Origin of the sequence: Burkholderia arboris, assembly GCF_038723655.1 — a bacterium.
Taxonomy (GTDB): domain Bacteria; phylum Pseudomonadota; class Gammaproteobacteria; order Burkholderiales; family Burkholderiaceae; genus Burkholderia; species Burkholderia arboris.
In genome coordinates this window covers 516139-539418 of the sequence record NZ_CP109822.1, presented here as the reverse complement: position 1 = coordinate 539418, position 23280 = coordinate 516139, and the positions used below count along the sequence as shown (strand labels likewise).

22 protein-coding genes are annotated in these 23280 nt (G+C 67.8%); 13 read left to right on the top strand and 9 right to left on the bottom strand.

Translation table 11 applies throughout. The features are described 5' to 3' along the window. Positions 1 to 61 precede the first annotated feature (61 nt). Positions 62 to 1108 carry an AraC family transcriptional regulator gene (locus OHZ10_RS19630; RefSeq protein ID WP_059237943.1) on the top strand — a complete coding sequence of 349 codons (1047 nt, stop codon included), beginning with the start codon at positions 62 to 64 and terminating at the stop codon, positions 1106 to 1108. 91 nt (positions 1109 to 1199) lie between these two features. Continuing rightward, the gene (locus OHZ10_RS19625) at positions 1200 to 1487 is read left to right on the top strand and encodes a hypothetical protein (protein WP_059237945.1); all 288 of its coding nucleotides are present in this window, start codon (positions 1200 to 1202) and stop codon (positions 1485 to 1487) included. Between the two features lie 45 nt (positions 1488 to 1532). On the opposite strand, the gene OHZ10_RS19620 is transcribed toward OHZ10_RS19625, so the two are convergent. Together OHZ10_RS19620 and OHZ10_RS19615 are read right to left on the bottom strand one after the other, a co-directional pair. Beyond that, on the bottom strand, positions 1533 to 1829 hold the full coding sequence (locus tag OHZ10_RS19620; RefSeq protein ID WP_059240850.1) for a hypothetical protein: 297 nt from the start codon (positions 1827 to 1829) through the stop codon (positions 1533 to 1535). 167 nt (positions 1830 to 1996) lie between these two features. Continuing rightward, positions 1997 to 2332: a hypothetical protein gene (locus OHZ10_RS19615; protein ID WP_174992543.1), complete on the bottom strand. Its 336-nt coding sequence runs from the start codon at positions 2330 to 2332 to the stop codon at positions 1997 to 1999. Between OHZ10_RS19615 and OHZ10_RS19610 the strand changes: the two genes are divergently transcribed. Further along, positions 2289 to 3893, top strand: a complete 1605-nt coding sequence (locus tag OHZ10_RS19610) for an EAL domain-containing protein (protein WP_174992580.1) — start codon at positions 2289 to 2291, stop codon at positions 3891 to 3893. The genes OHZ10_RS19615 and OHZ10_RS19610 overlap by 44 nt on opposite strands. An 18-nt stretch (positions 3894 to 3911) precedes the next feature. Here OHZ10_RS19610 and OHZ10_RS19605 read toward each other — a convergent pair whose 3' ends face one another. The 4 genes from OHZ10_RS19605 to kduI form a co-directional block, all read right to left on the bottom strand. Then, on the bottom strand, positions 3912 to 4283 hold the full coding sequence (locus tag OHZ10_RS19605; protein WP_059240852.1) for an SH3 domain-containing protein: 372 nt from the start codon (positions 4281 to 4283) through the stop codon (positions 3912 to 3914). A 64-nt stretch (positions 4284 to 4347) separates the two neighbouring features. Beyond that, positions 4348 to 5274, bottom strand: coding sequence for a DNA-binding transcriptional regulator KdgR (gene kdgR, locus OHZ10_RS19600; RefSeq protein ID WP_342705589.1), 927 nt, complete (start codon positions 5272 to 5274; stop codon positions 4348 to 4350). A gap of 58 nt (positions 5275 to 5332) precedes the next feature. Beyond that, positions 5333 to 6139, bottom strand: coding sequence for a 2-dehydro-3-deoxy-D-gluconate 5-dehydrogenase KduD (gene kduD, locus OHZ10_RS19595; protein WP_174992578.1), 807 nt, complete (start codon positions 6137 to 6139; stop codon positions 5333 to 5335). A gap of 4 nt (positions 6140 to 6143) precedes the next feature. Next, positions 6144 to 6980, bottom strand: a complete 837-nt coding sequence (gene kduI, locus OHZ10_RS19590; protein ID WP_342705588.1) for a 5-dehydro-4-deoxy-D-glucuronate isomerase — start codon at positions 6978 to 6980, stop codon at positions 6144 to 6146. Between the two features lie 280 nt (positions 6981 to 7260). On the opposite strand from kduI, the gene kdgT reads away from it, so the two are divergent. Next, on the top strand, positions 7261 to 8280 hold the full coding sequence (kdgT, locus tag OHZ10_RS19585; protein WP_059237952.1) for a 2-keto-3-deoxygluconate transporter: 1020 nt from the start codon (positions 7261 to 7263) through the stop codon (positions 8278 to 8280). Between the two features lie 262 nt (positions 8281 to 8542). Here kdgT and OHZ10_RS19580 read toward each other — a convergent pair whose 3' ends face one another. Continuing rightward, positions 8543 to 8917, bottom strand: coding sequence for a nuclear transport factor 2 family protein (locus tag OHZ10_RS19580; protein ID WP_342705587.1), 375 nt, complete (start codon positions 8915 to 8917; stop codon positions 8543 to 8545). Positions 8918 to 9020: 103 nt separating this feature from the next. Between OHZ10_RS19580 and OHZ10_RS19575 the strand changes: the two genes are divergently transcribed. The 4 genes from OHZ10_RS19575 to OHZ10_RS19560 all read left to right on the top strand — a co-directional run bounded on the left by OHZ10_RS19575 (position 9021) and on the right by OHZ10_RS19560 (position 14284). Continuing rightward, positions 9021 to 10001 (top strand): LysR family transcriptional regulator, encoded by a 981-nt coding sequence (locus OHZ10_RS19575; RefSeq protein ID WP_256086943.1) that lies wholly within the window; start codon positions 9021 to 9023, stop codon positions 9999 to 10001. Between the two features lie 184 nt (positions 10002 to 10185). Next, complete coding sequence (locus OHZ10_RS19570) at positions 10186 to 12570, top strand: DNA polymerase II (protein ID WP_342705586.1); 2385 nt, start codon at positions 10186 to 10188, stop codon at positions 12568 to 12570. Between the two features lie 153 nt (positions 12571 to 12723). Then, complete coding sequence (locus OHZ10_RS19565) at positions 12724 to 13047, top strand: DUF4148 domain-containing protein (protein ID WP_059237961.1); 324 nt, start codon at positions 12724 to 12726, stop codon at positions 13045 to 13047. A 109-nt stretch (positions 13048 to 13156) separates the two neighbouring features. After that, entirely contained in the window at positions 13157 to 14284 is a 1128-nt protein-coding gene (locus OHZ10_RS19560; RefSeq protein WP_342705585.1) for a molecular chaperone DnaJ, read from the top strand. Between the two features lie 66 nt (positions 14285 to 14350). On the opposite strand, the gene OHZ10_RS19555 is transcribed toward OHZ10_RS19560, so the two are convergent. After that, positions 14351 to 15727 carry a pectin acetylesterase-family hydrolase gene (locus OHZ10_RS19555; protein ID WP_059237965.1) on the bottom strand — a complete coding sequence of 459 codons (1377 nt, stop codon included), beginning with the start codon at positions 15725 to 15727 and terminating at the stop codon, positions 14351 to 14353. Positions 15728 to 15793: 66 nt separating this feature from the next. After that, complete coding sequence (gene plcR, locus OHZ10_RS19550; protein WP_342705584.1) at positions 15794 to 16504, bottom strand: phospholipase C accessory protein PlcR; 711 nt, start codon at positions 16502 to 16504, stop codon at positions 15794 to 15796. Between the two features lie 430 nt (positions 16505 to 16934). Between plcR and OHZ10_RS19545 the strand changes: the two genes are divergently transcribed. From OHZ10_RS19545 to OHZ10_RS19525, 5 genes are all read left to right on the top strand, one after another. Beyond that, entirely contained in the window at positions 16935 to 18161 is a 1227-nt protein-coding gene (locus OHZ10_RS19545) for an amino acid deaminase/aldolase (protein WP_342705583.1), read from the top strand. A gap of 69 nt (positions 18162 to 18230) precedes the next feature. Then, a complete protein-coding gene (locus OHZ10_RS19540) occupies positions 18231 to 19631 on the top strand; it encodes a D-arabinono-1,4-lactone oxidase (RefSeq protein ID WP_342705582.1) in 1401 nt (466 codons plus the stop codon). Next, complete coding sequence (locus OHZ10_RS19535; protein WP_342705581.1) at positions 19628 to 20812, top strand: MFS transporter; 1185 nt, start codon at positions 19628 to 19630, stop codon at positions 20810 to 20812. Before OHZ10_RS19540 ends, OHZ10_RS19535 begins: the two co-directional genes overlap by 4 nt. A gap of 138 nt (positions 20813 to 20950) precedes the next feature. Next, positions 20951 to 22147 (top strand): porin, encoded by a 1197-nt coding sequence (locus tag OHZ10_RS19530; RefSeq protein ID WP_059237974.1) that lies wholly within the window; start codon positions 20951 to 20953, stop codon positions 22145 to 22147. 94 nt (positions 22148 to 22241) lie between these two features. Further along, complete coding sequence (locus OHZ10_RS19525) at positions 22242 to 23261, top strand: AraC family transcriptional regulator (protein ID WP_059237976.1); 1020 nt, start codon at positions 22242 to 22244, stop codon at positions 23259 to 23261. Positions 23262 to 23280: the final 19 nt, after the last annotated feature.

Sequence of the window (23280 nt, the reverse complement as noted above, 5' to 3'; positions counted from 1 at the left end):
ATGGTCGCGCACGGGTCGCCCCGCGTTGACACTTGCCGACGATTACTTGACACTTTCCGCCATGCCCGCCGCCTCCCCGCTCTCGACCCAGCGCGTCTACTATTCGAGCACCTACGTACGGCTGCTGTTCGACTATCTGTCCGCGCAGGGCCAGGATGCGGCGCACGTGCTCGGCGAGGCGCGGCCGCCCGAGGACGACCGCGGGCTGACGCTGTATGCGAGCGCGCATTGGCGAAGCCTGCTCGAACGCGCGGTCCGCGCGCTCGACGATCCGCTGCTCGGCCTGCACGTCGGCCAGCGGATCACGCCCGCGCATCTCGGCGCGCTCGGCTATGCGCTGCATGCGTGCCGCGACGCCGGCGCCGCGCTCGCGCGCTGGCAGCAATACGAACACCTGATCGCGAACGTCGCGCGCATGGAAGTGCGCGTCGAGGCGGCATCGGTCGCGATCGAATGGCACGATGCGCCCGAACCGCTCGGCCCGCTCGTCGACGAAGTGGCGCTGACCGCGATCGTCCAGTTTGCACGGAACATCACCGGCACACGCAACGGGCCCGACGAAGTCTGCTTCGTGCACCCGTCACCCGGCGACGAACAACCGTATCTCGACTACTTCGGCTGCCCGGTGCGCTTCGGCCAGCCGGTGAACCGGCTCGCGTTCCCGTTGCGCCTGCTCACGCAGCCGTTGCAACAGCCGGACGACGCGCTGCGGCAGATGATGGAACGCCAGGCGAGCGCGCTGCTCGCCGAGCTGCGGCAGACCGATGACCTGGAACAGTCGGTGCGCGAAGCCGTCGCGCGCCTGCTGACGCAGGGCGAAGCGAGCATCGAGCAGATCGCGTCGGATCTGCATGTGTCGTCGCGCACGCTGCATCGCCGGCTGGCCGACCTCGGGCTGAACTTCCGGATCCTGCGCGAGGACACGCGGCGGCGGCTCGCGATCGACCACCTGAACGATCCGCGGCTGACGCTGGCGGAAGTCGCCTGGCTGCTCGGCTATTCGGAGCACAGCGCGTTTACGCGGGCATTTCGGCGCTGGACCGGGGAATCGCCGCAGCAGTGGCGCAACCGGCAGCCGGTGCGGGCGGCCAGCGTCGCGCGCGGCTGAGCGGCTGAGCGGACGAACGCGCGACGCGGCCGCGCCGCCGCCGAACTCGCGTGCGCCCGCACGGTCGAACGAGCATCGCCGGAGAATCTTCATGAAACGCGTTGCCATTGCCGCTGTCCTGACCCTGCTCGCCGCCGTCAGCGTGCCGGCCATCGCCGGTGCGCCGGTTCCGGCTCAAACGCATGGGAAAAATTGCGTGCCGTCGCGGGACGCCGCGCAGCCCGCCGGCGCGCCATCGAAGGCCCCGCCGATCCGCGTATGCGTCGGCGATTCCGATACGCAACTGAACCTGCCGTGGTTCGTGACCGACGTCCTCACCGCAGTGGATACGCATCAATCACCCGGCGACCTGTTGCACAAGATGCGCAACGATTTCTGAATCGCGGCCGACGCCACGCGCCGGCACTGCATCGCTTATCCCTTGTCAGGCCACGTCGGGCCGCTTCAGCACCTCGATGAACGTGCCGACGATGCCGGCCCACATCGCGGGGTCGGCAATGCGCGCCAGCAGCCCCCGCAGTTCCTGTCGTTCTCCTTTCGACAGCACGCCGTCCTCGCCGCTGATCGTGTCGTAGCGCGGCGTACCGCGCGACACGAGCGCGCGATCGAGCGAATAGTTGCGGACCTGCCCGTCCACCGAAATCCGGATCCACAGCGAGCCGCCGTCCGCGGCGGCTGCGCCATCGGTCACGATGACCGTGGGCGCGGGTTTGTCTTCCATCATCGCGACGCTCCGGCATGATGTGCGGCCGTCCCGCGGCGACCGTCCGTGCGCCGGCGGCAGGCCATCGAACACGGCGTCGCTCGTGGAAATGTTTCTTTTTGAGACACAATCACAAAACTGCACCAATTTTTAGACAACAATATTTCGTAATACCTCGGCTCATCTTATACTTGCCGCGCACCATCCTCGTGCCAAGAGACGGTGTTTTTTGTCCCGGCTGCACCCTCGTGCGGCCGGGGCTTTTTTCGGTACGCTGCGCCGATATACATGCTTGATGAACGCATGTTATTGAGGAATGCTGCCAGATGAAGGACCGATCGCGAGCAGGCTGCCGCCATGCCCGCCGCGCCGGCCGGATCGACCGGCGTCCCGAATCCGGCGCGCGAGCCGCACGGCCCGAACCAGGCATGCGGCATGCGCGCCGTTTGCGCGTCGACCGGTTCGACTTGCCACGCCATGCGTACAACACCAAAGGCAACCGCGGGAATGTCGGCGCTCACGCCAGGCTCGAAGCCAGTTTTCTACCGCAGCGGCGCGTGGCCGCGTGTTGTCTTTTTCGTCGCCGTCATCGTTTGCGTGCTCGTGCCCGCATTCGCCATCGCACTGGCCGATCGCTACGCACGCGAGGCCGTCACCACACATGAGCGCGTCGTCGCGAACGACATCGCGGCGTCGGTGGACCGCATCCTGGACAGTGCTCGCCTGCGACATGCGGACGAACTGACCGCACTCGTCGGACGGCCCTGCTCGACGGTGTTCCGGACGCTGGCCGAAGTGGGTACTCGCCTGCGCTACCTGCGCGCGGTCGCGCTGGTACACAACGGCCGCGTCACCTGCTCGTCGGCGCTCGGTGCGATCGACCTCCCGCTCGACGCGTATACACGCGAGCCCGCACCGGGATCGATGGCCGTCACGCTGCTGCGCCAGACGCCGTTTCAGCGCGGCATTCCGGTGGTGTCCATGTTCCGGGCCACCGCGAGCGGCGCAGGCATCCTGTACCTGATCGAGGGCGACTACGTGGCCGACGCGCTCGCGCACGGCGCGGGCAACGGCGCGAAAGCCGCCACGCTGTCGATCGCGGGCTCGGGCCGTCTCGATCAGCACGGCAAGTTCGCGCCGGAAGCGGACGCGGCCCCCGCAGGCGGCAGCACGATTGCATCGCACCGCTGGCCCTTCACGGTGTCGGTCACGGCATCGGCGCGCTACGCCTCACAGGTCCGGCGCCACTACCGGCTGATCTGCGCGACGATCGTGCTGCTGGCGGACGGCCTCGTGATGGCCGCCTACCTGCTGGCGATGGCGCCGCGGCGGCTGTTGTTGAAAGCCGTGCGCCAGGCGCTCAGGCGCAACGAATTCCATGTCGTGTACCAGCCGATCGTCGACGTGCAGACGCGCAGGACGGTCGGCGTCGAGGCGCTGCTGCGCTGGCACCATCCGAAGTGGGGGGCCATCAGCCCGGCCGTGTTCATCCCGCAGGTGGAATCGAGCGCGGTGCTGCCGAAGATCACCGAATTCGTACTGAGCACGGCCGTGTCCGAACTGACCGCGCTGACGCCGTCCGTGCCGCTGCGCATCGCCGTGAACGTTGCGCCGAAGGATCTCGAGCGCGCGAAGTTCGTCTCCATCGTCGAGGAAGCGATCCACGCGCTGCCGCCCGGCTTTACGCTGGTGCTCGAAATCACCGAGCGCATCCTGCTCGAGAAGAACGCGCGAACCACCGAGATCTTCCAGGCGCTGCGGTCGAAGGGCGCGAAGTTCGCGATCGACGATTTCGGCACGCATCACAGCAATCTCGACATGCTGTCGCGCTTTCCGTTCGACTACGTGAAGATCGATCGCCAGTTCGTCGCGCAACTGAACGACGGCGGCGCGGGGCTGATCGAGGGGATCGCGGCCGTCGCGCATCATTACGACCTGAAGATCATCGCGGAAGGCGTAGAGACGGAAGCGCAGCACCGCGCGCTGCATGCGGTCGGGATCCAGTATGCGCAGGGCTACCTGTATCAGCGGCCGCTGCGCGCGGCGCACCTGCAGCGCGACTTCGCGTGGGCGTCGGCATAGGGGCGTTGCCGCCGGCGGCTACTGCGCGCCGTACTGCCCGTCGAGGTGCACGCGGCCCTGCTCGACCCAGCCTTCGAAGTCGTCGCCGGTCTTGCCGTTCACGTACATGATGTTGTACCAGCGCCCGTGCGGCTTGTAGACGGTCACCGAATCGCCGGGGACGATGAAGGTCCGCTTCGTCATGCACTGTGCGTCAGGCGCCGAGTAGAAGTACGCGCGCCCCGCGCCGACGACCCTGCCGGACGCCGGCGGCCGGAAGTTGTCGTCCGGGCCGCTCGCGGCCGCGTTGAGTTGCCCGCAATCCACCGCGCTTTTTGCCTGCGCGCCGTTCGCCGCCAGGCTCGCGCCGAGCACCAGCATCGCGATGCCCATGCGCATCGTCATTTTCATCTGCATGATCCGTTCTTTACGTCGTCGTGGTTTTTCATTCTGCCGGCTCGCGACCGGCACGCGCTCAATCGTGCGCGACCGTTGCGGGCTCGACGCCGGCCACAGCCGGACGATGGCCGAGCCGCGCGGAAATCGCCTGCCCGGCTTCCGTCAGCAGTGCGACGTAATGCGCCTTCGTGTCCGCACCGCAACGCATCGTCGGAAACGACAGCGACAGCCCCGCGATCACGCGATCGAAACGGTCGAACACGGGCACCGCGAGACACAGCAGGCCGTCTTCCTGCTCTTCGTTGTCCTCGCCGTAGCCCTGCTGCTGCACGCGCGGCAGGATGCTCATCACCGCATCCGCCGACGCCAGCGTCTTCGCGGTCGACTTCCGGAACTCGACGCCCGCCAGCACCGCACGCGCCTCGCCGGGCGACATCCACGCGAGCAGCACCTTGCCGATCGCCGTGCTGTAGAGCGGATTGCGCCGGCCGATCCGCGACTGCATGCGCAGCCCGTAGTCGGCGTCGATCTTGTGGATGTAGATGATCGCGTCCTCGTCGAACGCGCCGAGATGCACGGCTTCGCGCGTCAGTTGCCCGATGCGGCGCATCTCGAGATCGGCCTCGCGCACGAGGTCCACGCTCTCCAGCGCCTTGCTGCCGAGTTCGAACAGACGGATCGTCAACCGGTAGCGGTCGGTCTCGCCTTCCTGCGCGACATAGCCGAGCGCCTTGAGCGTCTGCAGGAAGCGATGCACGGTCGTCTTCGACATGCCGAGCTGATGCGACAGTTCGCTGATGCCGATTTCGCGGCGATCGCCGAGCGCCGCGAGGATCGTGAAGACCTTGCCGACGGCCGCGACCGAATCGGCCTTCTCCGCGCCGCCTGCCGACGACGCGTCGGCCTCCGGCTGGCCGGCCCCCGGATGGCCGGCCCCCGGACGGCCGGCCCCTGCCTCCGGGTTCGCCTGATCGCGCTTGCGCTGCCTGGGCGTTGCTGTCATGTCCGTGAATCCGTAAGTGCGAATCGGGAGAGCATAACGCGTCCGCCGTGCGGCGCGCTCAGCGCGCGAGCCACCCGCCGTCGACGGCGAGCGTGTGACCGTGCACGTAGTCCGACGCACGCGACGCAAGAAACACGGCAGCGCCCGCGAGATCGTCGGGCACGCCCCAGCGGCCGGCCGGAATGCGGCCGAGGATTTCGTCGCTGCGCCGGCTGTCCTCGCGCAGCTGTGCGGTATTGTCGGTTTCCATGTAGCCGGGCGCGATCGCGTTCACGTTGATCCCGCGCGCGGCCCATTCGTTCGCGAGCAGGCGCGTGACGCCCAGCACGCCGCTCTTCGACGCCGTGTACGACGGCACGCGGATGCCGCCCTGGAACGACAGCATCGACGCGACGTTCACGATCTTGCCGCCGCGCCCCTGCCGCACCATCTGCCGCGCGACGGCCTGCGACAGGAAGAACACGCTTTTCAGGTTCACGTCGATCACGGCGTCCCAGTCGGCTTCGGTGAATTCGAGTGCATCGCAACGGCGGATCATGCCCGCGTTGTTGACGAGGATGTCGACATGACCGAACGCATCGACCGCACCGCCGACGATCCGCTCGACCGGTTCGAGCGTCGACAAATCGGCGCGCACGTCGACGAAACGCCGACCAGCCGCTGCGACACGCGCCGATGTCTCGGCAGGCGCCGAACGGTTCGCGCCGACGATGTCGCACCCGGCCGACGCGAGCGCGACGGCCATCGCCGCGCCGAGCCCCGTGTTGCAGCCGGTGACGATCGCGACCTTGCCGGTCAGGTCGAACAGGCCGGCGAGCGCGCTGCGCGCGTCGGGGGAAGGAAGATCGGGCGTATCGCGTTTCATGGTGTCAGCGCAGGTCGGCAACCGCGAGGTGATCCATGTCCTTGAACACCTGGTTCTCGCCGGCCATCCCCCAGATGAACGTGTACGCCTGCGTGCCGACGCCCGAATGGATCGACCAGCTCGGCGAGATCACCGCCTGCTCGTTGTGCACGACGACGTGGCGCGTTTCCTGCGGCTCGCCGAGCATGTGGAACACGGCCGCGTCGTCGGCGAGGTTGAAGTAGAAATACACCTCCATCCGGCGCTCGTGCGTATGGCACGGCATCGTGTTCCACAGGCTGCCGGGCTCGAGTTTCGTCATCCCCATCGACAACTGGCAGGTGGGCAGCACGTCGGGCACGATGAACTTGTAGATCGTGCGGCGATTGCTCGTGGCCGCATCGCCGAGCGTTTCGGGCGACGCCTGCGCGAGCGTGATGGTGCGCGTCGGATAGGCCGTGTGCGCGGGCGCGCAGTTCAGGTAGAACTTCGCGGGATGCACGCGATCGTCGCTGCCGAACACGACACCCTGCCCGCCTTGCCCGATGTAGATCGCCTCCTCGGTGCCGACCGCGTGACGCTGCCCGCAGACCTCGACCCAGCCGGACCCGCCGATATTGATCGCGCCCAGTTCGCGCCGCTCCAGCAGATGGCTCACGCCCATCGCCGCGCCGAGCGACGCAGGCACCTCGACCGGCCGCGTGGCCGGCCACGCGCCGCCGACGACGATCCGGTCGATATGGCTGTAGGTGAGCGACAGCGCGTCCGGCGCGAACACGTTCTCCACCAGGAAATGCCGGCGCAGGCCGGCCGTATCGAGCGTCTTCGCGTGTTCGCTGTGTATGCCCTGCCGCACTTCCATGCCGGTTCTCCGTGAGGAATGAATAGGCCGCCGGCCCCCGTTTCGACGGCGGTCATACGATGAATTGAAGCACAGATTCCACAAATACGGAACGCCGATCCGAAATTTGAGTACCGTGCTATCGGCGCATATTTCCGATAATTATCATAGATTTATGCCGATGCGGGTATACGACTATCCATCCAAATAACAAAAACGGACCGTCGTTCCGAATCATGCTCTATAGTCAGTCAGCAGACATCATTCGACAACGGGACGCATCGACGTCCACGGAGGAGACGTGAAGCTGAAACAGGCCATCGACCGCATTCCGGGCGGGCTCATGCTGGTCCCGATGCTGCTCGGCGCGTGCGTGCATACGTTCGCGCCGAACGCCGGGAAGTATTTCGGCTCGTTCACCAACGGCCTGATCGCGGGCACGGTGCCGATCCTCGCCGTCTGGTTCTTCTGCATGGGCGCGACGATCAACCTGCGCGCGACCGGTGTCGTGCTGCGCAAATCGGGCACGCTGCTCGCGACGAAGATCGTGGTCGCGTGGCTCGCGACCGTGATCGCCGCGCAGTTCATCCCCGACGACGGCATCCGCACGGGCCTCTTCGCGGGCCTGTCGCTGCTCGCGATCACGACGTCGATGGACATGACCAACGGCGGCCTCTATGCGGCCGTCATGCAGCAGTACGGCAGCAAGGAAGAAGCCGGCGCGTTCGTGCTGATGTCGGTCGAATCGGGGCCGCTCGTCAGCATGCTGATCCTCGGCGCGGCCGGTGTCGCCGTGTTCGAGACGCGGCTCTTCGTCGGCGCGGTGCTGCCGTTCCTGATCGGCTTCACGCTCGGCAACCTCGATGAAGATTTGCGCGAGCTGTTCGGACGCTGCGTGCATCCGCTGATCCCGTTCTTCGGCTTCGCGCTCGGCAACGGCATCGATCTGAACGTGATCGCGAAGAGCGGGCTGCCGGGCATTGCGCTCGGGCTCGCGGTAATCGTCGTGACGGGTGTGCCGCTGATTCTGGCGGACAAGTGGCTTGGCGGCGGCAACGGCACTGCCGGGCTTGCCGCGTCGTCGACGGCCGGCGCCGCGGTCGCGAACCCGGCGATCATCGGCGAGATGATTCCGAAGTTCAAGCCGATGGTGCCGGCCGCGACGGCGATCGTCGCGACGGCTTGCCTCGTGACGGCGATTCTCGTGCCGATTTTGACGGCGATGTGGGCGAAGCGGGCGGCTAGATTGTCAGGAGTGCCGGTGAGGGTCGCGGCAAGGACCACGCGTGGTGGGGCGATCGAGCATGAGGGGCATGTTTGAGGGGGCCGGGATCTGCAGTCTTCCGGGGAGCCGCCGGCGTGCCGTACGCCGGCGAATCGCCTCCATCCGCCTTTGGCTTCTACGACGACGACATTCCCCGAGACGTTTCGACGGTGTCGCGGCCCACGGGAGCGTAGAAAACGCGGAACCACACCCAGTAGGCCACAAAGGCTCCGCCGAGAACAACGCCCGCCAGTGTTTGCTCGTCTCCGGTCGCGCTCTCACGAATCCGGACCTTGATGCGCATCTGCCGCGCCGCGCTTCAGTCGAAAGTACGCACAACGGCCGACGCCTTGGTCGCTATCAGCCAGCGGCCCTCCACCTTGTGCATGACGAAGTGATCGTTGAACAGCCTGTTGCCGATCCGCACCCGCACCGTCGCCGTTGAAAGGCCGTCCGAGACATTCTCCATCGAGAGGATCGCCTCGTCCCTGGGCGCGCCGGTCGATCGAGGGCTCGGCCTTCCGTTGATGAGCGCCGCATACTCCTGCGACGACAGGGTGCGCAACCGGCCTTCATCCAGCCACTGAATCAGGCAGCTCGGGTGAAAGACCGTGTTGAAGTCGCGGCTCTTCGGCTCACAAGCCAAATTGAAGTAGTCGTCGATCAACGCGACGACGGCCTGGGTCTGGGTCATGGCTGGCTTTCCTCGGTAGTGAACGGCTCGTATAGTGAGCGATCGTCCCCGCCGTCGGCTACGGCAATCCGGTTATCGCTGCCATTACAGGAACACATGGATCATGGAAGACCTCGATGGAGGACTGGTCAGCGGCTTGCTTGTCCTGGCAGCGCTGGCCGAATCGGGCAGCTTCGGTCGTGCCGCCGCTCGCCTGGGCAAGACTCAGCCTGCAGTCAGTCGCGCCATCCAGCGACTGGAGGACCGCCTGCGCGCGAAGCTCGTGCATCGCACCAGCCGCCACGTCGAAGTGACGGACGCGGGCCATGCGCTGTTATCGAAGGTGCTGCCGCTACTCCAGGGCATCGAAGCGGCGACCGTCGATGCCTCCGGCCAGACCTCGGTCGTCAACGGAACGCTCCGTGTGGCGTGCGATGCCGTGTTCGCCCGCCTCGTGCTGGCGCCGGAGCTGGCCCAGTTCATGAAGGATCACCCCGCGCTTCACCTGAAGCTGGAGACCCGGAACGACCTCTCGGACCTGGTCAGCGACGGATTCGATCTCGCCATCCGGTTTGGACCGCCATCCATTTCAACCTTGGTCTGTCGCAGGCTCTACAGTCCGCGGGTGCTGACCGTGGCCGCGCCGTCCTATCTGGACCAGCGCGGCCGGCCGGGGTCGCCGCAGGATCTGGTCGATGATGACCATGAATGCATCCTGGCCATCGATCCGGCTACCGGCAGGCCTTTCGACTGGGAGTTCTGGCGTGACGACGAGAAAGTGAAAGTGGCCGTAAAAGGCAACCTGACCGTCACGGATGCGGGAACCAAAATCGGCGCCTGCCTTGCAGGCTTCGGGATCACTCAGGTGATCGACCTCGGCATCGACACGCACCTGCGTGCGGGCACGCTGGTGCCGATTCTGACGGACTGGCGCGACGAGACGTTCCCGCTCTATGTCTACTATCCCAGTCGAAACCATGTTCCGGCCAAGGTAAGAGCGTTCATCGACTTCGTCGTCGGCATGATGCCCAGGCTGCAGTCGAAGGGCTATGGCGCCAGCCAGCGGCCGCCATCCGCCGAGCTCGAAACGCTGCGTCGCGAGTAGCCTTCTTCTTGCCGTCGCACGCCTGCCGCCGACCGCTTTGAGCAACCGTGACACCAGTCGGCACGCACAGGATCGCGCATCGCCCGACGGCTTCCTGCCACCTGTTGCCACGCGCACCCCGTCGGCACGACCGCCATTCAAGCGCTAAAATCCGCCGCCTGAGCATCCACGACGAGCAAGCGTTTTGACGGCGTTCGAGCAGGGCTTCATCCTTACCCGCCACTGGCGGGACACCGCATCCGGCATCGAGATCGAGTTCTGGCTGGCAACCGAACACGGTCCGCGCCGCGTGCGCTTGCGCCCGCAGGAAGCCGTCGCGTTCATCCCCGCCGAACAGCAGGCGCTCGCCGAACGCACGCTGGCCGGCGAGCACGACGCCGAGTTGCGCCCGCTCGCGCTGCGCGACTTCCGGCAGCGCCCCGTCGTCGGCCTCTATTGCAAGCGCTATCGCCACCTGTCCGGGCTCCAGAAGCGGCTCGCCGCGGCCGGTGTCGACGTCTACGAAGCCGACGTGCAGCCGCCCGACCGCTACGCGATGGAGCGCTTCATCACGGCCTCCGTGCAGTTTCGCGGCCAGCCCGGCCGCGACGGCACGCTGAGCGGCGGCGAGCTGAAACCCGCCAACGACTACCGCCCGACGCTGCGCTGCGTGTCGCTCGACATCGAAACCAGCGTCCACGGCGAGCTGTATTCGATCGCGCTCGAAGGCTGCGGGCAACGGCAGGTCTACATGCTCGGCCCACCGAACGGCGACGCAAGCGGCGCTGCAGCCACGCTGGACTTCAACCTCGACTACTGCGACAGCCGGCCCGCGATGCTCACGCGGCTCAACGACTGGTTCGACGCACACGATCCCGACGCGGTGATCGGCTGGAACCTCGTGCAGTTCGACCTGCGCATCCTGCATGCCCATTCCGAGCAATACGGCATCCCGCTCAAGCTCGGCCGCGGCGGCAGCGTGCTCGACTGGCGCGCGCACGGGCAGCAGCCCGACCACTTCTTCGCGGGCGCGGCCGGCCGGCTGATCCTCGACGGCATCGACATGCTGAAATCCGCGACGTGGACCTTCCCGTCGTTCAGCCTCGAATACGTGTCGCAGTCGCTGCTCGGCGAAGGCAAGTCGATCGACAACCCGTACCAGCGGATGGACGAGATCCAGCGCCGCTTCGATCACGACAAGCCCGCGCTCGCGCGCTACAACCTGAAGGACTGCGAGCTCGTCACGCGCATCTTCGACAAGGCCGACCTGCTGTCCTTCGCGCTCGAACGCGCGAGCGTCACGGGCCTCGCGGCCGATCGCACCGGCGGCTCGGTTGCGGCGTTCACGCACCTGTACCTGCCGCGCATGCACCGGCTCGGCTATGTCGCGCCGAACCTCGGCGACGTGACGGGACAGAACAGCCCCGGCGGCTTCGTGATGGATTCCCGCCCCGGCCTGTACGACTCGGTGCTCGTGTTCGACTACAAGAGCCTCTACCCGTCGATCATCCGCACGTTCCTGATCGATCCGGTCGGCCTGATCGAAGGGCTCGCGAACCCCGGCGACGATGCATCGGTGCCCGGTTTTCTCGGCGCGCGCTTCTCGCGCACCGCGCACTGCCTGCCCGATATCGTGCGCCGCGTGTGGGAAGGCCGCGACGACGCGAAGCGGCAGCGCAATGCGCCGCTTTCGCAGGCGCTGAAGATCATCATGAATTCGTTCTACGGCGTGCTCGGCTCGACGGGCTGCCGCTTCTTCGACCCGCGCCTCGCGTCGTCGATCACGATGCGCGGCCACGAGATCATGCACCGCACGCGCGAGCTGATCGAAGCTCAGGGTTACGAAGTGATTTACGGCGATACCGATTCGACGTTCGTGTGGCTCGGCCGCACGCATGACGACGACGAAGCCGGCGCGAAGGGCCGCGCGCTCGTCGAGCACGTGAACCGCTGGTGGCACGCGCACCTGCGCGACCACTTCGGGCTCGAGAGCGCGCTGGAACTGCAATACGAGCGGCATTACCGCCGCTTCCTGATGCCGACCGTGCGCGGCGCGGAAGAGGGCAGCAAGAAGCGCTACGCGGGCCTCGCGGCCGCGGCCGGCGGCGGCGAGGATCTCGTCTTCAAGGGGCTCGAAACGGTGCGCACCGACTGGACGCCGCTCGCGCAGCAGTTCCAGCGCGAGCTGTACCGGCGCGTGTTCCGGCGCGAGCCGTACCAGGACTTCATCCGCGACTACGTGCAGCGCACGCTGTCCGGCGAATTCGACGACCAGCTCGTCTACCGCAAGCGCGTGCGCCGGCCGCTGCGCGAATACGAGCGCAACGTGCCGCCGCACGTGCGTGCGGCGCGGATCGCCGACGAGTTCAACCTCGCGCAGGGGCGGCCGCTGCAGTATCAGCGCGGCGGCTGGATCAGCTACGTGATGACGACGGCCGGCCCCGAGCCGCTCGAAACGATGCGCTCGCCGATCGACTATGCGTTCTATCTGAGCCGCCAGCTGCAGCCGGTCGCCGATGCGATCCTGCCGTTCCTGCGGGACGATTTCGAACGCGTGATCTCCGGGCAGGGCCAGTTGTTCGGCGACTGACGCAACGGCGCCGCCCGGCCCACTCTTGCTCGTTCTGTAACACTGCTGGCACGAATTCCGCATTTATCCGGGCGGTCCGGGTTCCTAAACTTGTGTCGTCGGTTCAGCCAGCCAAACGCGCGCCGGACCGTAACGAAACCGTCTGAGGAAACCGTGAAATCCGTCATCGTCACCATCGCCACCGTCGCCGCTACCGCCACCGTTCTCCTCGCCGCACCGTCCGCGTCGTACGCACAGGCGTCGCACTCGACGCTCACGCGCGCCCAGGTGCGCCAGGAACTGCTCGATCTCGAATCGGTCGGCTACGTGCCGATCGCCGCCGACGGCGACAACTATCCCGGTGACATCGTTGCCGCGCAGGAGCGGCTGGCGGCCAAGCGCCTCGCCGAACGCAAGACCGCCGAAGCGGCCTACGGGTCGAACGGCGCGCCGGGCGCGGAGTCCGGCTTGCCGGCCGTTGCGACGGTGAAGCCGTAACGCGCCGCCGGTCGCTGCGGAGGATAGCGCCCTTCCGTGCCGCCCCGCAGCCCATCCGGCTAAAATACCGGCCTGCTGCGCCTCCCGCCGCGGCCGGAGGACATTCATCATGACCGCACATCGCGGTGCCGCGGTCGTCATCGCACCCGGCCACGAGACAGCCAGCCTGTCGAAAGCCCAGAACACGTTCAATACGCTCGTCAAGCAGATCGAAAAGCGACGCGAGCGGCTCGGCGCGTGGGACGCCGTGATGCCGGCCTTCCAGGCAAAATTCGTCGACGGGCTGCTGCCGCTCGAACAGGCGTCGACGGCGTTGCGGATTCGCTTGCTCAATCTGCTCGACGACGCATTCCTGCAGAAGGGCTTGAGCAAGGCCGAGCAGCGCACGCTGTCCGGGCTGATCGCCGGCATGGCTCGCGACTTGCTCGACGTCAGCGCCGACGCGGCGTTGAAAATCATCTACAACCGGCACGCCGCCTCCGGCGACGACGACCCCGCAGCGGCCGATCGCGCACCGACGAAACAGAAGCCGGAACCGACGCCCGCCGCTGAACCGGCAGACGATCTCGACGCGCTGTCGCCCGACGAACTCGCCGAGCGCATGCAAGCGGAACTCGACGAACAGTTCGAGCGCGACATGGCCGCTCATGAAGCCCGCGAAGCGCAGCGCGCCAAACGCAAGAAAGCGCCCCGGCAATCGGCCGCAGCCGCCCAGCGCGAAGCCGAGCAGGCCGAATCGAGCAAGTCGATCCGCGAGGTCTATCGCAAGCTCGCGAGCGCGCTGCACCCCGATCGCGAAACCGATCCGCAGGAGCAGGAGCGCAAGACCGTGCTGATGCAGCGGGTCAATCACGCGTATGCGAAAGGCAATCTGCTGCAGTTGCTGGAATTGCAGCTGGAGATCGAACAGATCGACCGGCGCGCGATCGACGGCCTGAGCGAAGCACGGCTGACGCGCTACAACGGCATCCTGGAGGAGCAGCTCCGCGAGCTGGATCAGGAGATCCAGCACGTCGAGACCGGCTTCCGGCGGACTTACGGGATCGCGTCGACGGTCAAGGTGGCGCCCGATACCGTGATGCGCATGCTCACGCGCGACATCGCCGGCATGCAGCGCAGCAACCACGACCTGACCGTGGCACTGCGCGAATTCGACGATCCGGAAAAGGTCCGGGACTGGCTGAAGGACATGAAGCGCCGTCCGGCTTCGTCCCGCTTCGACGACGGTTCTTTCTAGGCGCGCATCGCCCCGGCAGGAACGGCGGCGTACCGCGCCGCCGCCCGCTCGCCCAGGCGCAACACCTTATGCACGATGCCCCGAGATCGGCCCGGCTTCGCCGGTCAGGTTGAACACGCTGTCGATCCACGCAAGAAACGTCGAGAACGTGAAGTCCGACCACTGCTGCGTGCGGAACGCCTTCATCACCGGCGTATCGGCCGGGTCCTGCTGGTTCAGCAGGTTGTCGACGAACGTGCCGATGTCGGCGTCGGTGCCGTTCTCGTGAATCCCCGACCCGGTGAAGCTGACCGCCGTCACCTGGTGGTTGTCGATGAAGTCGTTACGTGCCCACGGCATGAAGTAGCCGAAGTTCGGCAGCGGGTTCAGCGTCTGCTTCAGCCCGTCCAGCTCCGTCGCGAACATCGCGAGCGACAACGCATCCTTCGTCGCATCGTCGGGCGCCGCCATCACGGCCGGCACGAACGCGCGGTAGTGATACGCGGCGATGATCTTGTCGCGCTGGTAGCTGGAAAAGCCGAAGCGGTCATGCGGAAAGGTCGCCGACAGCGCCGCGTACGCGCTCCCCATGTTGCCCGGATCGAACCGGCTGGTCAGCCGGCTGTTCACGGTGATCATCCCGTCGGGGCCCGTCATCCCCCACTCGGTGCGCACCCTGTCGTACAACCCGACCGACGGATGCGCGGCCGCATCGGCATCGAACGGCGTGTTGAACACGGTGCCGGCATCGTCGAGCAGCGAGCTGTGCGCCTGCGGCTGCAGCGTGTTGCGCAGCGTCGCGTAGTTCGCGAGCGTGCCGTAGCCGCCCGCGCTCATCCCGTACACGAGCAGCCGGTTCGGCTTGCCGAAGCCGTGCGACGTCAGCCACTGCGCGACGGCCTGGATGTTCTTCAGCCCGCTGTAGTGCTGGAGACGCCAGTCGCCGGTCGGCGACGTGTAGTTGCGCACCGCGCTGCCCATGTGGATATCTCCGGTGCAATAGGGCACGAAAACCTGTGTCCATTGCTGCGTCTCGACCTTCGGTTCGCCGACGAGAATGTGCGCGAGATCCATCCGCGTGAGCAGCGGCGACAGGAACGAAGACAGCAGCGCCTCGTTCGCGGTGCCGTTCATGTAGTTGTGCGGGATGCCGTCCGGATTGAAGCCGCCGAGGCCGGCCTCGGCGCCGGTCGACGTCTGCGTGCAGGTGCCGTAGTTCCAGCACGCGCCGCCCGGCTCCATCATGTACAGCAGGTTGTCCGACTGCGCGCGATTGACGTAGAAGCGCATCGGTGTGCCGTTGCCGCACGACGCGCCGCTGCTCTCCGGCAACGTCACTTCGTACCACGAATAATAGGGAATCGACGGATCCGGCATCGTCGTATCGGCCGCGTGGCCGTTCAGTGCCGCGCAACCGAGCAACGTCGCGACGGCGACGCGCAGCAGGCATCGTGCTGTGGACATCTCCCCTCCTGGTCAATGGACATGACGCGGCCGCCGGGCATCGGCCCGGCGTCGCGGATTCGGCGCTCAGTGCACGCCGGACGGTGACGCGCCGTCGAACAGCTGGACACGCAGCGCCTGCAGGCGCTGCGCGATGACGGTCTGTTGCTGGTCGGGATCGGGAACGCTCGCCTGAACCTGCCGGACCACGTCGCGGCTTTGCCGTTCGTACGCGAGATAGCGCGGATCCTGCGCGGGTGACGGCCCGACCGTCTGCTGCGCATACGCATCCCATTGCGCGCGCATCGACCGGATCGCCGCGCTGCGTGTCGCGGGATCGGCCTCGGTATCGGTCAGCAGCGCCGCGCTGAGCGCTTCGGCCTGCACGGGCACGATCTCGTTACGGGCGACATGGTCGGGCAGTTCGTCGAGAATCCGGCGCGCGAGCACGGAGCGCTCGGCCTGCGGCAGGCTGTTGCGGCGATCGCCATAAGCGGCGACCTCGTCGCGGAAGCGCGCGAACGCGACGATGCGCTTCACTTCGGCATCCGCATCGGGGCGCCCCGCGAGGCTGCGGCGCAGCGCATCGACGTCGAGCCGTCGCGCTTCCGGGCCGGGCGTCGCGGCGCCGGTGCCGAACGCATCGGCCGCGACGGGCTGCGTGCTCGCTGCTGCGGCCGGTGTGCCGGATGACGCGGCTTCGGCCGGCGTCGCCGCTTCGTACCGCCAGATCGCGACAGCCACGCCGATCGCCACGATCGCGCCTGCGCGCCGCCAGAGTGCCCTGTTCTTCTTCACGTCGCCTCCTCGTCACGTCATGCCGTTCTTCGCCGGTGCATCCGCGAGTAGGTTCTAGGTCGAATCCGGCATGCAGTCAAAAGCGGCACTAGAACGCAGGCACTAAACCTGCTCGCACCGGCCAGGCCCGGCACGACGTTTGAAACGCATTTCGTTGCCGCCTCGGCCAACGCGAGCATTGGCGCGCCTTGCCCGCCCGGCGGAGGTTCGGGCCCGCATGCGCGATGCGCGTCGCGACACCAAGCAAGGCGCGGTCCAGCCGCGCGACGCGCAGCGGTGCGCCGCCGACGTGGCCGATACGGATGGCCGGATCGGACCCGTCTAACGACCCGCTCAGCGCTTGGTCACCATTTTGGCCAGCCCTATGCTGATTTCCGACACGCGCCGAACGGTCGGCGCGACGCACAACCGACCCAGCCGAGCCCGTTCCATGAGCCGTGCAGACCTCCCGCTTCGCCCCCCTGCCGCCGTCCGCGACTACCGCCATTACCGCGACGCGCTCGCGGGCCGCCGGCTCCCCGCCGCGTTCGTCGATCTCGATTGCCTCGACGCGAATCTCGCCGACCTGAAGCGCCGCGCGCGCGGGATGCCGATCCGGCTCGCGACGAAATCGGTGCGCTCGCGCGAACTGATCGGCGCGGCGCTGGCCGCCGGCCCGTTCATGCAGGGGCTGCTGTGCTACTCGGCCGGGGAAGCCGCATGGCTCGCGGCAGGCGGGTTCGACGACATCGTCGTCGCGTATCCGACCGTCGAGCCGGACGATCTGCGCGCGGTCGCCGCGCAACTCAGGCAGGGCCGCTCGATCACGCTGATGGTCGACGACGGCGCACAGGTCGACGCGATCGACCGCATCGCCCACGAGGAACGCGTGACGATCCCGCTCGCGATCGATCTCGACATGTCGTCGGCGTATCCGGGCCTGTACTTCGGCATGTACCGCTCGCCGGTGCGCGACGCGGCCGGCGCCCTCGCACTCGCGAACCGCATCCGCGAGCGGCGGCACGTGCGGCTCGACGGGTTGATGGGCTACGAAGGACAGATCGCCGGCGTGGCCGACACCGAACCGGGCGGCGGCGCACGCAACGCGCTGGTGCGCCACCTGAAGCGCCGCTCGGCGCGCGAGATCAATGCGCGCCGCCAGGCCGCCGTGCAATCGCTCGTCGACGCCGGCCACACGCTGCGCTTCGTGAACGGCGGCGGCACCGGCAGCTTCGAGAGCACGCTCGGCGACGCGTCGGTCACCGAACTCGCAGCCGGTTCCGGCCTCTATGCGCCGGCGCTGTTCGACCACTACGCGGCATTCCATGCACAGCCGGCCGCCGGCTTCGCGCTGCCGGTCGTGCGGATGCCGCAGCCGGGCATCGTGACCTGCTTGGGCGGCGGCTACGTCGCGTCGGGCCCGGCAGGCAAGAGCCGCCTGCCGCGCCCGTGGCTGCCGGCCGGCTGCACGCTGATCGCCAACGAAGGCGCGGGCGAAGTGCAGACGCCCGTGCGTGTGCCGCACGGATTCGCGCCAGCCGTCGGCGATCCGATCCTGTTCCGCCACGCGAAAGCCGGCGAGCTGTGCGAGCGCTTCAACACGCTGCTGCTGATCCGCGGCGGCCGCGTGGTCGGCGAGGCGCCGACCTATCGCGGCGAAGGCAAGAGCTTTTTCTGACGGGCCACGTGCTCCTCATTCAACCCGCACAAACCCAAACATTCAAACGAGACCCAGGGAGACAACACCATGTGGCGCAATTGGTCGGGATATGTCTGCAGTCCTGATGCAACCGTGTCGACGCCCGCATCGCGCACCGCGCTCGCCGCCGTGCTGCGCGACGCGGCCGCGTCAGGCGCAACCGTGCGCGCGGCGGGCGCCGGTCATTCGTTCTCGCCGCTCGTGCAGACCGACGACGTGATCCTGTCGCTCGACGCGATGCAGGGCGTGATCGACGTCGATCGCGACCGGCGCGTCGCACGCGTGCATGCCGGCACGCGGCTGTGGGCGCTGGGCCCCGCACTCGCCAGGCACGGCCTCGCGATGGAGAACCTCGGCGACATCAACGTGCAGTCAATCGCCGGCGCGACCAGCACCGGCACGCACGGCACCGGCATCGCGCTCGGCAACCTGTCGACGCAGATCGACAGCCTGACCTTCCTGTGTGCGGACGGCAGCGAGATCCGCGCGACGGCCGACACGCATCCCGAACTGTTCGCGGGCGGCCGGATCGGGCTCGGCGCGCTCGGCGTGCTGACCGAGATCGGCCTGCGCCTCGTGCCCGCATTCAACCTGCGCCTCGAACGCGGCGGCATGCAGCTCGACGACTGCCTCGCGCAGGCGGACACGCTGATCGCGAAGCACCGCTCGTTCGAGTTCTACTGGTTCCCGCATACCGATACCGTGCTGACGAAGGCGTGGGACATGACCGACGCGCCGGCCGATGCCGTGCACTGGGCGAGCCGCGCATCGGAATCGTTCCTCGAGAACACCGTGTTCGGCGCGCTGTGCGGGCTCGGCCGGCGCGTGCCGTCGCTGTGCCCGGCGCTGAGCCGGCTGTGCGCGTCGACCGTATCGGCCGGCCGGCATGTCGATGCGAGCTACGCGATGCTGTCGACGGTGCGGCGCGTCCGCTTCAACGAGACGGAATGGTCGGTGCCGGCCGAACGCGGCGCCGACGCGCTGCGCGAAATCCGCGACTTCATCGCGCGCCGCAGCTTCCCGCTGATGTTCCCGATCGAATACCGCTGGGTGCGCGGCGACGACATCTGGCTGAGCCCCGACTACGGGCGCGACAGCGTGCGCATCTCGGCGCACCAGTATCGCGGGATGCCGTTCGACGCGTACTTCTCGGGCGTGCAGGCGATCTGCCGCAACCACGGCGGGCGGCCGCACTGGGGCAAGGTGCATGCGCTGCGCGCGGCCGAACTCGCCGCGTGCTACCCGCACTGGGACGACTTCCTCGCGCTGCGCGAGCGGATGGACCCGCACGGCCGCTTCCTGACGCCGTACCTGCGCACGCTGTTCGGGCTGCAACCGAACGCATTCGCCTCCGCGCCGGCTTCGACAGCCCGCCGAGGGACACACCCGATGCACGAAACGGCCGGCGTCGCGCAAGATCGGCCGCGTTCCAGCCAGGAGACTTCATGACCACCGCCACGCTGCACTCCGCCGCGCAGTCGCGCCCCGATCCGTCGACGGGCGCCGTCGTGCGCCTCGCGCTCGCCTTCGCGGCGGCCACCAACGGCCTGATCCTGTCGCCGTTCCTCGTCGCGGCCGTGATGATGCGCTTCCGGCTCGACGAAGGCACGGCCACCGCGCTCGTCAGCGCCGAGATCCTCGGCATCGCGATCAGTTGCGCACTGCTGTCGCACCGGATCGCGCGCGCCGCGCGGCCGTTCACGCTGGCCGGCCTCGTCGGCGCGATCGTCGGGCAGGCGCTCAGCGCGATCGCGCCCGGCGTCGTGTCGGCCGCCGCCGCACGCGGGATGACGGGGCTGTTCGAAGGCATGCTGTTCGTCGTCGTCGCATCGGGCGTGTCGCAGCGCGCGTCGACCGACCGCCTGTGGGGGCAGATCAACCTGCTCGCGGGCGGCATCAACGGCGGCATCCTCGTGCTGATCGCGGCACTGCCTGCCGCGTGGCTCGGCCGCTGGGTGTTCGCGCTGCTGGCGGCGGTCGTCGCGGTGCTGGCGCCCGCGATCCGCGGTATCGACGCATTCGCGAGCGCGCAATCGCAAGCCCGCGCGCGCGGCCACGCGCTGCCGTGGCGACCGGTGATCGCGATCTGGATCGTGACCGCGCTCGTCTATGGCGTGCAGGCGTCGCAGTGGGCCATCGCGGGTTTCGTCGGCGAGCGCGCCGGGCTGTCGCCGACGACGATCGGCGTGCTGCTGTCGGTGTCGTCGCTGCTCGGCTTCGTCGGCGCGGCGATTCCGTCGCATCCGGCCAGCCACAAGCATCGCCTCGTGCTGATCTGGGCCGCGCAGCTCGCGATGATCGGGTCGATCGAATGGTTCTTCGGTGCGCGCAGCGGCAGCACGTACTTCCTGAGCCAGTTCGTGCTGAACAGCGCGTTCTTCGTGATCGTGCCGTTCCTCACCGGGATGCTGTCGGACGTCGACCCGGACGGCTCGCTGGTCGCGCGCACGCTCGTCGTCACGTTCTTCGCGGCCGGCATCGGCACCGCGCTGTCCGGCGCGCTGCTCGGCCGCTTCGGCGGCCAGCACGTCGCGCACGTCCTGTGCGTGGCCGTGCTGGCCGCCGCGCCGTGCGTGCGGCTCGCGCTGCGCCGTGCCGAACCCGGCGTCGCGGTCCGCGCGTCACCCTGACCGCACTGCGCAACGGCGTGGCCGCGACGCACCACGAGATTGGCCGCCGCGGCCGTGGCCCGCGCAAATTTGGCTTTCTACAGTCGCTTCCGGCAGTGCAACGCTGCCGCCCCCCTGACCGATGCGGAGTCCATAAGAATGAATCGTCCCGATAGCATTCGCGCGGCATGCTGCGCGATGATGGTCCTGGCCAGTGCCGGCGCGCACGCGCAAAGCAACGTGACGCTCTACGGCGTGATCGACGCGGGCATCCGCTACGAAACGCACGGTGTGTCCTACGGCGCCGACGGCACTCCGGTGTCGACCGGCCGCAAGCTCTCGATGGCCGACGGCGGCGGCCTGACCGAAAGCTACTGGGGCCTCAAGGGGCAGGAGGATCTGGGCGGCGGGCTGTCCGCGCAGTTCAACGTGGAAAGCCACTTCGGCCCGAACGGCGGCGCGATCGTGCCGGCCGGCTCGCCGAACTTCTTCCAGGTCGCGTACGTGGGGCTCACGTCGACGTCGCTCGGTCAGCTCTCGCTCGGGCGCCAGTACAACGTGCCGTTCGAGATGGTGTCGCTGACCTACGGCTCGAACCTGTGGGCCGGCCCGCAGGATCCGTACTTCAACCTGTTCAAACCGGAGCAGACGATGCTCGCGGGTGCGCGCACCAGCAACATGATCCAGTACGGCGCACAGCTCGGCAGCCTGTACCTGCTCGCGCAGTACGCACCGGGCGGCCATGCGGGCGGCGGCGCGCTCGGCAGCCAGGCCGGCGCGGCGATCGCGTACGCGCCGGACAAGGGGCCGTTTACGGTCGGCGCGTCGTTCATGCGCAGCTGGGACGACGTCACGCACGCGAAGTTCGACATCTATGGCGGCGGCGGCTCGGTCACGCTCGGCAACGCCACCGTCAACGCCGGCTATATCGAGAACGCGCGCGACAACGACTTCACGTCGTTCGAGAACGGCCCGTTCAGCCCGACCGATCTCGCCGCGCTCGGCATCATCTCGCCCGCGCAGGTGGTCGATCCGTCGACGCCCGGCGGGTTCCGCCGCCGCAAGATGGCGCTCGCGGGGCTCACCTACCGCTTCACGCAGACCTTCACGGCGGCCGTCAACGCCTGGTGGACCACGCAGTCGGGCTACACGCCGGACTTCGACGGCCGCGCGCGCCAGTTCCAGGCGATCGCCGGCTACGCCCTGTCGAAGCGCAGCATGCTCTACGCGGAAGTCGACTACGCGATCTACCGCGGCGGGCTGATCGGCGCGCAGCTGGTCGGCGTGAACGGGCAGTCGCCGAGCACGAGCACCACGCAGCTCGGCGCGACGGTCGGCCTGCGGCACTACTTCTGACGCGGGGGCGCATGGCATGTGGGCGATAACGGCCGGGGCGGCACCCCGGCCGGGCGGGACGAGTACAATCCGTGGAAAAAAACAGGGAGCATCCATGGACGATACCGCCCGTTATACGACGGCGAATCTGCCGGTGCATTTACTGCGGTGCCTCGCGGAGACAAGCAAGGAACTGGGCATCGATCCCGTGCGGCTGTGCCTCGGGCTCGGCTTCGACGTGGCCGACCTGTCGAATCCGTCGTGCCGGATTTCGTTGCGCCAGGCCAGCACGATGATCCGGCGCGCGCTCGAGATGGCGCCGCAGCGCGCGCTCGGCCTCGAACTCGGCACGAGCGAGACGATCGCGTCGATCGGGCTGGTCGGCTATGCGATGCTGACGAGCCCCACGCTGAAGGACGCGATCACGGTCGGCCTCGAGCTGCAGCGCCACACGGGGCCGCTGATGCGCTTCGACCTCGTGTCGGACGCGCGCACGCTGTCGATCCGCGCGACCAACGTGTTTCTCGAACCGGACATCGAGGCCTTCCTCGTCGAGGAAGCGTTCAGCAGCTTCCTGAAGATCGGGCGCTCGCTCGTCGGCCCGGCGTTCCAGCCGAAGGTCATCGATCTCAGCTACCCGCCGCCTGCCTATGCGGAGCAGTACGGGCGCGTGTTCCCGTGCCCGGTGCGCTTCGAGCAGGAGCAGAACCTGCTGTCGTGCGACGCGTCGATCGGCAACCGCGCGATCGCGACGCACGATCCGCTCGCGCATCGCCAGGTGCTCGAATTCCTGCAGGACGCGCTGCCGCCCGAATCCAAAGGCACCGAGTTTCTCGAATCGATCGAACGGATCATGCGGCGCGACCTGCGGCATACGCCATCGCTCGCCGAGATCGCCGCGCAGCTGTGCATGAGCGAGCGCACGCTGCGGCGGCGGCTCGCCGACCAGGGCGTGTCGTACCAGACGGTGATCGACACGATCCGCCGCAAGCGCGCGTTCACGCTGCTGAGCAACCCCCGGCTGTCGATCGAGGACGTCGCACACGAAGTCGGATTCAGCGACGCGCACAACTTCCGGCGCGCATTCAAACGCTGGACGGGGCACGGGCCGCGCGAAGGGCAGCGCACCGCGTAGGCATCACGCCGCGCGCCTG